Annotated in this window: 13 protein-coding genes; 5 read left to right on the top strand and 8 right to left on the bottom strand. The window is 71.1% G+C overall.

Annotation, left to right across the window (positions count from 1 at the left end; translation table 11 throughout):
- Genes ITJ57_RS17895 through ITJ57_RS17910 form a run of 4 tightly spaced genes read right to left on the bottom strand, consistent with a single transcriptional unit; the run spans position 1 to position 3,033 of the window.
- Positions 1–396 (bottom strand): AraC family ligand binding domain-containing protein, encoded by a 396-nt coding sequence (locus ITJ57_RS17895; protein WP_194671334.1) that lies wholly within the window; start codon positions 394–396, stop codon positions 1–3.
- Positions 396–854 carry a cupin domain-containing protein gene (locus tag ITJ57_RS17900; protein WP_194671335.1) on the bottom strand — a complete coding sequence of 153 codons (459 nt, stop codon included), beginning with the start codon at positions 852–854 and terminating at the stop codon, positions 396–398. Before ITJ57_RS17900 ends, ITJ57_RS17895 begins: the two co-directional genes overlap by 1 nt.
- Before the next feature lie 47 nt (positions 855–901).
- Positions 902–1,726 carry a phosphoenolpyruvate hydrolase family protein gene (locus ITJ57_RS17905; protein ID WP_194671336.1) on the bottom strand — a complete coding sequence of 275 codons (825 nt, stop codon included), beginning with the start codon at positions 1,724–1,726 and terminating at the stop codon, positions 902–904.
- Between the two features lie 2 nt (positions 1,727–1,728).
- Positions 1,729–3,033, bottom strand: a complete 1,305-nt coding sequence (locus ITJ57_RS17910; protein ID WP_194671337.1) for a Tm-1-like ATP-binding domain-containing protein — start codon at positions 3,031–3,033, stop codon at positions 1,729–1,731.
- A 249-nt stretch (positions 3,034–3,282) separates the two neighbouring features.
- Between ITJ57_RS17910 and ITJ57_RS17915 the strand changes: the two genes are divergently transcribed.
- From ITJ57_RS17915 to ITJ57_RS17930, 4 genes are all read left to right on the top strand, one after another.
- Positions 3,283–5,976 carry a glycoside hydrolase family 78 protein gene (locus ITJ57_RS17915; protein WP_194671338.1) on the top strand — a complete coding sequence of 898 codons (2,694 nt, stop codon included), beginning with the start codon at positions 3,283–3,285 and terminating at the stop codon, positions 5,974–5,976.
- Between the two features lie 5 nt (positions 5,977–5,981).
- Positions 5,982–6,995, top strand: coding sequence for an LLM class flavin-dependent oxidoreductase (locus ITJ57_RS17920; RefSeq protein WP_194671339.1), 1,014 nt, complete (start codon positions 5,982–5,984; stop codon positions 6,993–6,995).
- Between the two features lie 63 nt (positions 6,996–7,058).
- Positions 7,059–7,310, top strand: a complete 252-nt coding sequence (locus ITJ57_RS17925; protein WP_194671340.1) for a type II toxin-antitoxin system Phd/YefM family antitoxin — start codon at positions 7,059–7,061, stop codon at positions 7,308–7,310.
- Positions 7,307–7,567 (top strand): Txe/YoeB family addiction module toxin, encoded by a 261-nt coding sequence (locus tag ITJ57_RS17930; RefSeq protein ID WP_194671341.1) that lies wholly within the window; start codon positions 7,307–7,309, stop codon positions 7,565–7,567. The genes ITJ57_RS17925 and ITJ57_RS17930 overlap by 4 nt, the downstream gene beginning before the upstream one ends.
- A 15-nt stretch (positions 7,568–7,582) precedes the next feature.
- On the opposite strand, the gene ITJ57_RS17935 is transcribed toward ITJ57_RS17930, so the two are convergent.
- Positions 7,583–7,951 (bottom strand): DUF952 domain-containing protein, encoded by a 369-nt coding sequence (locus ITJ57_RS17935; RefSeq protein WP_194671342.1) that lies wholly within the window; start codon positions 7,949–7,951, stop codon positions 7,583–7,585.
- Positions 7,952–7,995: 44 nt separating this feature from the next.
- Between ITJ57_RS17935 and ITJ57_RS17940 the strand changes: the two genes are divergently transcribed.
- Positions 7,996–8,583 (top strand): TetR/AcrR family transcriptional regulator, encoded by a 588-nt coding sequence (locus ITJ57_RS17940; protein WP_194671343.1) that lies wholly within the window; start codon positions 7,996–7,998, stop codon positions 8,581–8,583.
- Between the two features lie 123 nt (positions 8,584–8,706).
- On the opposite strand, the gene ITJ57_RS17945 is transcribed toward ITJ57_RS17940, so the two are convergent.
- From ITJ57_RS17945 to ITJ57_RS17955, 3 genes are all read right to left on the bottom strand, one after another.
- Entirely contained in the window at positions 8,707–10,122 is a 1,416-nt protein-coding gene (locus ITJ57_RS17945) for a carboxylesterase family protein (protein ID WP_194671344.1), read from the bottom strand.
- A gap of 134 nt (positions 10,123–10,256) precedes the next feature.
- Positions 10,257–11,240 carry a C40 family peptidase gene (locus tag ITJ57_RS17950; protein WP_194671345.1) on the bottom strand — a complete coding sequence of 328 codons (984 nt, stop codon included), beginning with the start codon at positions 11,238–11,240 and terminating at the stop codon, positions 10,257–10,259.
- 245 nt (positions 11,241–11,485) lie between these two features.
- Positions 11,486–12,517 (bottom strand): LacI family DNA-binding transcriptional regulator, encoded by a 1,032-nt coding sequence (locus tag ITJ57_RS17955; protein ID WP_194671346.1) that lies wholly within the window; start codon positions 12,515–12,517, stop codon positions 11,486–11,488.
- Positions 12,518–12,600 lie beyond the last annotated feature (83 nt).

The following is a 12,600-nucleotide window of genomic DNA, read 5'->3' on the forward strand; positions in this document are numbered from 1 at the left end:
CTAGGCTCGGGCCGGGAAGTCGGCCGGCAGCGGGAGCGCGGTCACGACGTGCCCGGCGGCGTCCGAGTCGTCCGCGTGCAGGTGACCGACCCGACCACCCGTCGGCAGCCCCGTCTCGGTGAAGAACCCGCGGATCGTCTCGTACACCTCGACGATGTCGTGGGTGTCGCCGGCCTGCGTCAGCACGATGTCGCCCGACTGCACATAGCGCTCTGCGCCGTCGACGAACACCTTGCCCTTGCCCTCGGCGATGAACCAGATCTCGTGGTCGTCGTGGTGGTGCCGGTCGAAGCGGCCGCCGTCGACCGACACCGCGAAGCGCCCGATCGTGCCGATCTCGCTCCAGTCCGGCTTCGAGCCGGGATGCACCCAGGAACCCGGTTCGATCACCGGCATCAGCGGTTTTGCTTCCAGCTCGGGGCCTCACCGGCGTCGAGGATGCGCGCGTCGGGCAGCCCGTCGAGCCCCGTCTCTGCGCCACCAGGCGTGTACACGACCGACAACCGCAGCGGACGCCACGTCGTGTTGTAGGTGGAGTGCACCGTGTCCTTCGGGATGTAGACGGCGTCACCCTCGCGGATCGGGAAGGCCGGGCCGTCACCGACCGTCTGGACCCCCTCGCCGGAGATGACCGTGATGACCTCCTCCTCGCCCGGGTGCTGGTGCGGTGCGTGGCCCTGCCCGGGGTAGACGATGACCTCGCCCACGGTGAGGCCGGCACCTTCGTCGAGGTGCGGGGTGACGAGCCACTTGATGGTGCCCCAGTCGAAGACCCTCGTGGGGACCTCGTCCGGGCGGCGACCGGCGGTGGCCGGGGTGATGGGTCGTGCAGCGGTGTTCGGGGTGTCGGTCATGGGGTGCTCCTCGTCGAGTGGGTGGTGCGGCAGGCGCCGCGGGTCGGTCAGCGGGTCGGGATGGCTTTGAAGTCCTCGATCTGCCGCTTGATGGCGCGTTCGGTCGGCAGCCGCTCCGCCGAGGACGCGCCGAAGAAGCCGGCGACCCCCGTCGTGTTGGCGAGGATGAAGGCGGCGTCCTCGGGTTCCGCGATCGGGCCGCCGTGGCAGAGCACGACGACGTCCGGGTTGATCGCGACGGCCGCATCCCGCATCTCCTGCACCCGGTGCGCAGACTCCTCGAGGGAGAGCGCCGTGGTCGCACCGATCGTGCCGGCGGTCGTCAGCCCCATGTGCGGGACGAGGACGTCGGCTCCCGCCTCGGTCATCGCGACCGTCGACTCGAGGTCGAAGACGTACGGCGCGGTGAGGAGGTCGCGTTCGGCCGCGAGTCGGATCATGTCGACCTCGAGGTCGTAGCCCATGCCCGTCTCCTCGAGGTTCTGGCGGAACACGCCGTCGAACAGGCCGACGGTCGGGAAGTTCTGGACGCCCGTGAACCCCATGGTCTTGAGCTCGTCGAGGAAGCGCTCCATGATGCGGAACGGATCGGTGCCGTTCACGCCCGCGAGCACGGGGGTGTCCCGCACGATCGGCAGCACCTCGCGGCTCATCTCGACCACGACCTGGTTGGCATCCCCGTACGCCAGCAGCCCCGAGAGCGAGCCGCGACCGGCCATCCGGTACCGTCCCGAGTTGTAGATGATGATGAGGTCGACGCCGCCGGCCTCCGCGGACTTCGCCGAGATGCCGGTACCCGCCCCGGCACCGATGACGGCCTCCCCTCGCGCGACGGTGGCGCGGAGCCGTTCGAGTGCGATGGTCCTGTCCATGGTCAGTCCTCCTCCGTGGTGCTGCTGTCCTCGATGAGTGCGTGCAGGGTGTCGGCGGCGAGTCTCGCGAACGCCGGATCGTTGAGGTGTTCGGGGCGGTCGATGACAGTGACCGCACTGCCGTCCAGGCCGTCGAGCACCGCTTCGACGAGCGCGGCGTCCGCCGCCGGGTCGTGGAAGGGCAGGCCGTCGGCGTCGAGGGCCGAGACGCCGCCGCGCGGGATCAGCAGCACCGTCGGGGCCGTCGCCGCCGCGAGTTTCCGGCCGATGCGGGCGCCCAGCTCGCGGTTCTCGTCGACGGTGGTGCGCATGAGGGTGACGGTGGCGTTGTGGATGAAGAAGTGGCGATCGGCGAAGCGTTCCGGCACGGTGTCGCGTGGCCCGAAGTTGACCATGTCGAGTGCACCGAGACTGACGAGCTGTGGCACGCCCGCCGCGCCGGCCGCGGTGAGGCGGTCGGGACCGGCGGTCAGGACGCCGCCGACGAGGTCGTCGGCGAGTTCGGTGGTCGTGAGGTCGAGCACCCCCGCGAGCATCCCGCTGCGGGCGAGCGACTCGAGCGCCAGTCCGCCCGACCCGGTCGCGTGGAAGACGAGCACCTCGTAGCCGAGCTCATCGAGACGCTCGCGGGCCGCGTCGACCGCCGGGGTCGTCACCCCGAACATCGACGCCCCGATGAGCGGCCGGTCCGTGCGCTCGGCGGAGGTGGCCAGACCGCGCGTCTTCGCGGCCGCGGCCATGCCGGTGACGGCGGCGGCCGCATTGCCCAGGACCGCGCGGGAGATCTGGTTGATCCCGGCGATGTCGACCACGCTGTACATGAGCGTCACGTCGTTCGCTCCGATGTATGGGGCGACGTCGCCGGACGCCATCGTCGAGACCAGGAGCTTCGGCGTCCCGATCGGCAGATCGCGGAAGACCCGGGCGGCGATGGCCGATCCACCGCTCCCACCGAGCGCGAGGACGGCGTCGATGCGCCCCGAGGCGTGCAGTCGACCGACCACGGCCGCGGCGCCCTCGCCCATCGCGCTCACCGCCGCGCCGCGATCCTCCGCTGCGAGCAAGGTCTCGAGGTCCGTTCCGACGGCAGCCGCCACCTCGTGGTTCGGGTGGTCGACGGCGGCCGGGTAGCCGTGGGGCTCGCGCGTTCCCGCGTCGACGACCACGACGTCCGCGCCGAGTCCCCAGAGTCGCTCGGCGATCCACGCGTACTCGACCCCCTTGGTGTCGAGGGTGCCGACGAGCGCGACGGTGGGTCGTCCCGTTCCGCCCGTCTCGGTTCCGCTGGCTTCCTCGGGTGTGGTCATCGTCGCTCTCCATCGTCGTCGTCGTGAGCGCGGGACGGCCCCGTTCCGGCGCCCGTCCCACCTGGCGGATCCGCTCCGACCCCGCCAGCGCCTCCATCCTGCTCCAGGTTTTGAAACGTGTCAAGAAACAGCCCGCAGCTCTCGCTTTTGCTCTGGCGAGCGTTATACGATCGCTTTTTGAAACGTGTCAGAGTTGATCGCCTCGCGAGCTGCGACGCGCCCTGCCTGACGAAAGGACCAGCAGCCACGATGGTGACCACGAGCGCTCCCCGATTCGAGCATCTCCGCGAGGCCCGCGGTATCGGCGTGGCGAAGCCCCGGCTCAGCTGGACGAACCTCGGCCCTGCCGGCTGGGAGCAGCGCGCCGCCGAGATCGAGATCACGCGAGGCGATCGGGTGACCACCACCGGACGCGTCGCCACCGGGGAATCGGTCCTCGTCGCCTGGCCCGGTGAACCACTCCGCTCCCGCGAGGTCGCCTCCGTTCGCGTCCGGGTGTGGGGCGCCACGAGGGCCGAGACGGACACCGCCGAGGTGGCCGACTGGGGGCCGGCGGCGACGGTCGAGGCCGGCCTCCTGTCCGCGAGCGACTGGGTCGCGAAGCCGATCGCCGCGGACTGGGACGAGGATCCCGACAGCGACACCCGCCGGCCACCCCTGCTGCGACGCGACTTCACCGTCGGCGCGGGCCTCGAGTCTGCCCGCCTGTATGTCACGGCGCACGGCGTCTATGAGGCGGAGATCAACGGTCGTCGGGTCGGCGACGAAGCGCTCGCCCCGGGTTGGACGAGTTACGCCAATCGCCTGCGCACGGCGACGCACGACGTCACCGCGCTCCTCCACCCCGGCGACAACGCGATCGGCTCATGGATGGGCGACGGCTGGTACCGGGGGCGCCTCGGCTGGCGCGGCGGCTTCCGGAACCTGTTCGGCTCGGACCTGTCACTCATCGCCCAACTGGAGCTGCGGTACCACGACGGCCGCGTCGAGACGCTCGCGACCGACGAGCACTGGCGTGCGTCCGTCGGCCCCATCATCAGCTCGGGCAACTACGACGGCGAACATTACGACGCCCGCGAGGAACGGACGGGATGGTCGTCGCCGGGCTTCGATGCGAGCGCGTGGACGGGCGTCCGCATCGGCACCCGCGACCCGTCCACCTTCGTCGCCCCCGAGGGCCCGCCGGTGCGCGCCGTCGAGGAGGTGGCACCGATCGCGGTCCTCACGAGCCCGAGCGGGAGACGCATCCTCGACCTCGGGCAGAACCTCGTCGGTCGGCTCAGGATCCGACTCTCGGGGACGGCCGGTGCGACGGTCGTGATCCGCACGGCCGAGGTCATGCAGGCGGGCGAGATCTACACGCGTCCACTGCGGGAGGCGAAGGCGACCGACAGCTACACGCTCGCCGGCCGTCCGATCCCGCCGAACGGTGGTGCCGCCGAAGTGTGGGAGCCGCGGTTCACGATCCACGGGTTCCGGTACGCGGAGATCAGCGGGTGGCCGGGCGACCTCGACGCAGCCGTCGCGAACGGCGACCTCGTCGCGCGCGTCTACCACTCGGACCTCGAACGTACGGGTTGGTTCGAGAGCTCCGACGAGCGCGTGAACCGACTCCACGAGAACGTCCTCTGGAGCATGCGCGGCAACTTCGTCGACCTCCCCACCGATTGCCCGCAGCGCGACGAACGCGTCGGGTGGACGGGTGACCTCCAGGTGTTCGCGCGCACCGCCTCCTTCCTCTACGACGTGTCGGGCATGCTCGGCTCCTGGCTGCGCGATGTCGCGGTCGAACAGCACGAGGACGGCACCGTGCCCTGGTACGTGCCGTTCATCCCCGACGACGGGCAGTGGACGCCGAACCGGCCCGGCGCGGTGTGGGGCGACGTCGCGGTCCTCACGCCCTGGGTGCTCTACGAACGCTTCGGCGACCTCGGCGTCCTCGCGGCCCAGTACGACAGTGCGAAGCGGTGGGTCGACCTCGTGCACCGCCTCTCGGGACCGGACCACCTGTGGAACGAGGGCTTCCAGCTGGGCGACTGGCTCGATCCCGCCGCCCCACCGGACCGGCCTGCCGAGTCGCTCACCGACCGGTATCTCGTCGCCACCGCCTACTCGGCCTGGTCGACGGCGCACCTCGCGAAGACCGCCGCCGTGCTCGGACGCTCCGACGACGCCGAGCACTACGCCGACCTCGCCGAGGCGACCCGACGCGCGTTCCTGGCGGAGTACGTCGGCGAGGACGGGGTCATGACGAGTGACGCCCAGACCGCGTACTCGCTCGCGATCGCCTTCGAGCTCCTGCCGGATGCGGAGGCGGTCGACCGCGCCGGCGAGCGGCTGAGCGCCCTCGTCGCCGGCGCGGGCAACCGGATCGCGACGGGCTTCGTCGGCACCCCGATCGTGAGCGACGCGCTGACCTCGTCGGGCCATCTCGATCGCGCGTACGACCTGCTCCTGGAGGACGAGTGCCCGTCGTGGCTGTACGCGGTGGAGCAGGGGGCGACGACGATCTGGGAACGCTGGGACAGCATGCTGCCGGACGGCACCGTGAACCCTGGGCAGATGACCTCGTTCAACCACTACGCGCTCGGCGCGGTCGCCGACTGGCTGCACCGGGTCGTCGCCGGCATCGCGCCGGCCGCGCCCGGGTATCGCTCGATCCTGTTCCGGCCGAGGCCGGGCGGTGGCCTGACTCACGCCTCGGCGGTGCACCTGACGCCCTACGGTCGAGCGTCGATCACCTGGACCATCGTCGCCGGCGCCTTGCAGGTCGAGGTCGAGGTGCCGACGGGGACCTCGGCGGTCGTCGACCTCCCGGGTGCCGAGCCGGCTTCGGTGACGAGCGGGACGCATCGCTTCGCGGTCGGCGTCGACGCGCAGCCGTCCACCACCGGCGCGACAGATCCATTCACCGGAATAGAACCAGCGCGCGCGACGCTGTAGCCAGGGTGAAGAAGATCGGGTTCCTGTCCTTCGGACACTGGCAAGACGTTCCGGGCTCCAGCGTGCGCACAGGGCGCGACGCGCTGCTGCAGAGCATCGACCTCGCGGTCGCCGCTGAGGAGGTCGGTGTCGATGGCGCCTACGTGCGCGTGCACCACTTCGCCCGGCAGCTCGCCTCACCGTTCCCGCTGCTCGCGGCGATGGCAGCGAAGACCTCGCGCATCGAGCTCGGCACGGGCGTGATCGACATGCGGTACGAGAACCCGCTGTACATGGCGGAGGAGGCTGCGGCCACCGACCTCATCAGCGACGGGCGACTGCAGCTCGGCGTGAGCCGGGGATCACCCGAGACGGCGCTCCGCGGTTCGGAGTCGTTCGGGTACGCGCCCGGCGAGGACGAGACGGACGCCGACGTCGCCCGCGCGCATACCGAGGTGTTCCGTGCGGCGATCGCCGGTGCCGGGGTCGCCCGGGCGAACCCGCAGATGACCGGGACGAACGGCCTGCTGGCGATCCAGCCGCAGTCGCCGGGGCTCGGCGAGCGCATCTGGTGGGGTGCCGGTTCGCGGTCGACGGCCGTGTGGACGGCGGAGCAGGGCATGAACCTGATGTCGTCGACGCTCCTCACCGAGGACACGGGTGTGCCGTTCGACGAGTTGCAGGCCGAGCAGATCGCGATGTTTCGCGCGGCGTGGGCCGAGGCCGGTCACGAGTGGCAGCCGAGGGTGTCGGTGAGCCGCAGCATCCTGCCGCTCATCGACGATGAGACGCGACGCTACTTCGGGCTGCGTGCGCAGGCCGACTCGAAGGACCAGGTCGGTCACCTCGACGGCGGGCTCGCGCGTTTCGGTCGCAGCTTCATCGGCGAACCCGACGTCATCGCCGCGGAACTCGCGGCCGATGCGGCCGTCCAGGCGGCGGACACCGTCCTCGTCACCGTGCCGAACCAGCTGGGCGTGGAGTTCAACGCCCGCATCCTCGAGGCGATCGTGAAGGACATCAAGCCGGCGCTCGGGTAGTCCAAGGAGGTCGACGGCGAGCTGGAGTGGTACGCTTTTCTGTACCACTCCAGGAGGATCTTCATGTCAGCGATCACCGCGACCGACGCACGCAAGAACCTGTTCGGTCTCATCCAACAGGTGAACGACGACCACGTCCCGGTCGAGGTCGTCTCGAAGCGGGGGAACGCGGTCATCGTCTCGAAGGACGACTACGACGCCATGGTTGAGACGGCGTACCTGCTCCGCAACGCCAAGGGCGCCGAACGCCTCCTCGCCTCGCTCGAACGCGCTCGGAACGGGGAGTTCGAGACCCACAAACTGCTCGACGCGTGACCCGGCAGCTGGCCTTCGACCGCAGCGGCTGGGAGGACTACACCTTCTGGCAGAGCCAAGACCGCAAGACGCTCAAGCGGATCAACCTGCTCATCCAGGACGTCCTCCGGGATCCGTTCGTGGGCATCGGGAAGCCCGAGCCGTTGAAGCACATCCTGTCGGGAGCCTGGTCCCGGCGGATCGACGACGCGAACCGACTCGTGTACCTCGTGACCGACACCCACATCGTCATCCTGCAGGCGCGCGACCACTACTGAGCAGGTGATGACCGCCTAGTCCACGGGTAGTCCGGCGAGCGCCGCGGGCACCTGCCACGCGCCGGACGCATCGCGTTCGAGCGGGAGCTCCGCGATGACGGCCGGGCCTGTGGTGGGCAGTGGGGCGAGGACGCGCGGTGTCGGTTCCCAGGTGACCTCGGCTCCTGCAGCCTGCAGTTCCTCGGCATCCAGCACGATGAGCAGCAGTGGGAGCTGGAGCGAACCGTAGACACGGTCGAGCACCTCGGGCAGACCGTCGGCGGTCGTCGCGTGGACGAACCCGGCATCCACGAAGGGCACCGCCCTCGTCGACACCTCGTACTCGCCGAACGGCCTGCTGGCCTCCCAGTCGTCGACGATCGCCACGTGCAGGATCTTCGTCATCTCCACCCTTTCGCTTGAATGAGACGCTACCGTATCATTAGAACATGGACACGAGACGAGGGCGCCCGACGGCTGCCGAACGGGACCGCCGCCGCGAAGCGATCCTCGACGTGGCCATCGCACGCTTCACGGCTTACGGGTACGGCGGGACGACGATCGAGGCGATCGCCGCCGACGCCGGCGTGACGAAGCGCACGATCTACAGCTGGTTCGGCGATCTCGCCGGCGTGCTGTCGGCGGCCGTCGAGCGCCAACACGCCTACCTCCTCGCGGTCGACGCCCCTGGGTCCGACGCCGAGTCCCTCGAGGACGCGGCCACCCGGTTGGTCCTGGCGCTCCACTCGGACGTCTCGGTCGCGCTGCACCGCCTCGTGATCGCGGAGTCACCACGCTTCCCCGAGGTCGCCGCCCGGTTCTACGCCGCGGGCCCGGCTCGCTCGATCGCCTTCCTGGGCGCACAGCTCGGGCCTGCCAGCCCCGCCGGGCAGCCCGGCCCACGAGCCGAGCAGCTCTACACCCTGCTGCTCGGCGAGCCCCATCGGCGGCGACTGCTCGGGCTGACCCCGGCTCCGACACCGGAGGCAGCCAGGGCCCACGCGCGCGCCTGCCTGGCACTCGTCGACGGCGCCTAGCGCTGAACGACCCCGACGTCCTGCCCGTCGTCACCTACCGCGCCGGCGTCGTCTACTCCGCGAGCTACGCGGACTTCCTGCCCTCCGTGAAGGCCCTGCAGGAGTAGTCGTCCCGGCCGGGCCTCAGCGGTCGAGCGTCACCATGTCGCTCACGCCGGCCGTCGCATCGGCCGCAAGCGAGCCGTCGCGGGCGAAGTCGGCCCACATCTGACGCAGGAACCGGCCGCGACGGTCGACCTCCGACCAGCTCGACGTGCCGATGAGCGCCGCCCGACTCCAGGCCCGCTCGGTGCCGAGCAGGAGCGGCAGATCCGTCACGTGCGAAGCGCCGTAGGGACTGCCCGGCGGTGCCCAGCTGAGCTCGTACCGGGTCGCCCGACCGCCGGACGCCCGATGCCGTTCGACGAACACCTTCGAATCGCGGGTGTAGGTCAGGTGCGTCGTCGCTCCGACGAGCGCCCGTCGGATCGGGACGCCGACGAGCGGCATCGCGGTCAGGCGCGCGAACACCGGGATGAGTGGCACGTAGAGGCGGGTCTCCTCGGTCGTCGAACCGATGAGCACGTCGATGTGCGAGGCGGCCTCCCGCCAAGCCGCGTCGCGATCGGCCTCCGCCGGGAGCGGCGCGTGCCCGTACTGGGTGCCGAACGCCATGCCACCACGAAGGCCGAAGCGCCGCGCGGCGCGCTCCACCCGCTCCTCCAGGGCCATCAGCTCGACGACCGGCGTCTCGCGGTCGGGCGCCCCGGCCGCCCGCATCATGGCGCTCGCCATCTTCGCCCGCCCGCTGCTGATGCCGAGCGGCGCGCTCTGCAGGATCACCCGGCGGAACAGCCCGACGGTGCCGTCACTGATCATCAGGTGGGCGATGGCGTCGGCACCCGCCGACTGCCCGAACAGGGTGACCATGCCGGGATCGCCGCCGAACGCCGCGATGTGCTCGTGGATCCAGCGGAGCGCGAGCACGAGGTCGAGGAGACCGAGGTTGGCCGGCAACGTCTCGCCGTCGCCGAGGAAGCCGAGGATGCCCAGCCGATAGGTGACGGACACGACGACGACCCGCTGCTCGAGGACGAGCGCGCTCGGGTCGTACACGTCGAGGTCGCCGGCGCCCGTGACGTACGCACCGCCGTGGATCCAGACCATCACCGGCAGTGCCTCGCCGGGCTGCACGTCGGCGGGCATCGTGATCGAGAGCGCCTGACAGTCCTCGGAGTCGACCATCCCTTCGCCTGCACCCTCGAGGACGGCCTCGAGCACCCGCGACGGCCGCTGCGGTGATGCGGGCGCACGACGGAGGGCGCGGTACTGGACAGCGCCACCGTCGGCGTCGGTCGGCAGCCCCGTCGGAACCGGCACCTCGAAGCGACCCGCACGGGCGTAGGGGATGCCGAGCGCGCGCACCACGGGGCCGTCGACCCGCGCGAGGATCGTGCCGAGGGAGGTCTCGAAGCTGCGTGCATCCGCCGGCGGCGTCGGGGTTGCGGAGGCCTCCGCACCTGGCGCGTCGGAGGTCGGGCTCGCATGCAACTCGGTCATCTGCCCACGCTATCCCCGACCAGCCTGTGCACAACTCCTGCTCGACGGGCTCACACCGAAGACGCGGCAACCCGAGCCGGGCCGAGTTGCCGGCCGACGGCGGGTCGAGCAGGAGTTGTGGACGATGGGCCTGCCTACGGGATGCGGATGTAGACCGGGTCGCCCCAGATGGTCAGGCGGTGCTGGACGTACCGACCCCAGTCGGGCGAGTCGTACATGCCACCATTGCCGTCGTAGATCGCGATGTGCCCCTCGGGCCAGTAGAGCAGGTCGCCGGCCACGGCCTCGGACGCCGAGATCTGCACGCCGGACGCCGCCTGCGCACCCGCCCCACGCGGGAGGGAGACGCCGAAGGCCGCGAACACGTACTGGACGTAGCCGTCGCACGCGAAGCTGTCCGACGGGTCGTTGCCGTTGCCGTAGGGCACGACGCCGACGAACTGCGCCGCGTAGTTGAGGATCGCCTCGCCGGAGCGGGCGACGTTCGGTGCGGGGAAGGTACGACCCGACGATGCGGAGGCGGACGAGGACGCGGAGGCCGAGGCGCTCTCGGCGGCTGCGGCCTGCGCGGCTGCTGCAGCGGCGGCCGCTGCGGAGGCGTCGAGCTCCTCCTGGCTGGTCGCACCGTAGCCGTCGCGCGTGAACGGCGCGGCCGTGGCGGTCGAGGGCACCGAGTAGGACACGGACTGCATCGTCGCGGCGGACGGGATCGCGCCACCGGTCGCGGCGTCGACGTCGACTCCGGCCGCGGCGGCAGGCATCGAGACCGAGACGAACAAGCCGGTGGCGAGGGTCATGACGCCGAGCGTGGCGAACGGCTTCGCGCGCTTCGCGAACGAGCCCTTGCCGCGTTTGGCGGACGGGCGCTTCACGGGCACGAGGTCGATGTGGCGTCGCTCGTCCTCGGCGGACGCCGTCCACCGGTCGTCCTCGAGTCGGGCGGCCCGGCGCGCGGCGCGAGGGCTCAGGGCGACGTGACGGCCGCCCCCGCCGCGGGACGGCCGAGGCGTCGTCGACGCCGAGGCGGTCGGCGCGGCGCCGGAAGTCTGCGCGAGGGTGGTGGCCGGGGTGACCACGTGCAGTCGTTCGACGGCGCGCGCGGGCGTGGTGCTGGTCATGGGTGGGGTACCGTCCTGGGTCTCGTGCGCGTCGGGGGCGCGCTCGGTTCATGCTCGGTGGGTGTCGCTGGGCCGGGGAAGCCCCCTCCCTCGATGACCGCGGTCGACCGGTTGCCCGGTCCGAGGGAGACGAAACGGCCACCCTACGTGGGCTTCCCTGAGAGGAACCTCCGCTTGGGACGCCCTGTGGACGGGCGATGAACGACGGAGCGCGAGGCGTCACCGCCCTCGCAGCACCCGCCGGATCAGTCGGCCTGGACGCCGACCGTCGACTGCCGGACGACGAGCTCCGGCTGGAACACGACCTGCTCCGGCACGCCACCGACTCCGGCTGCGGCCTCACGGAGCAGCAGTTCGACGGCGGTGTGCCCCATGAGCGCACTCGGCTGGCGGATCGACGACAGCGGCACGACCGCAGCCGAGGCGAAGTCGATGTCGTCGTATCCGATGAGCGCGATGTCCTCCGGCACCCGCACGGAGCCGAGCATGCTGAACGCCTGCAGGACACCCATGGCGAGGAGGTCGTTCGCCGCGAACACCGCGTCCGGCCACGCGTCACGAGGACGTCCCGTGATCGCCTCGCCGGCGGCGCGCCCCTGCAACACCGTGAGCGACGTGGTCTCCAGCGTTTCGAGCTGCACGTCGACACCACCCGCCACGGCCGTCTCGACCGCCTGGGTCGCGCCGGCGAGTCTGTCGCGGACCTGCCGCAGCGTGGACGGGCCACCGACGACGGCGATGCGACGACGGCCGAGCGAGACGAGGTGCTCGACCGCGAGCCGGCCGCCGGCCACGTCGTCCACGGCGACCGAGGAGAAGCTGGCGTCGTCGGTCTGCCGGTCGACGAGCACCGTGGGTGTGCCGCGGTCGCGGAGTCGGGCGAGGCGGTCGAGGTCGTCGCCGAGCGGGGTGATGAGGACGCCGGCGACGCGCTGCTCCTCGAAGAGGTCGAGGTAGGCGCGCTCGCGGTCGAGGCTCTCGTCGCTGTTGCCGAGCAGGACCGACAGGCCTTCGGTGTCGGCGCGGTCCTCGGCACCGCGGGCGACGTCGGTGAAGAACGGGTTGCCGACGTCGAGCACGACGAGGCCGATGCTGCGGCTCCGGCCGGCGCGGAGCTGTCTGGCCGCGTCGTTCCGCACGAAGCCGAGCTCGTCGATGGCCGCGTGCACGCGTTCGACGGTGACGGGCGACACCTTTTCGGGGCGGTTCAGGACGTTGGAGACGGTTCCGACCGAGACGCCGGCCCTCGCCGCGACGTCCTTCACGCTCGCACTCACGGTTCCCCTTCGCCGGTCGGTCCCGCCAGGTGACGCCGGTCGGGCTGGCTCATTGTTGCACGCAGCGACTGCGCACGCCCGCC

Origin of the sequence: Plantibacter sp. VKM Ac-2880, from assembly GCF_015351235.1 — a bacterium.
Lineage (GTDB): Bacteria > Actinomycetota > Actinomycetes > Actinomycetales > Microbacteriaceae > Plantibacter.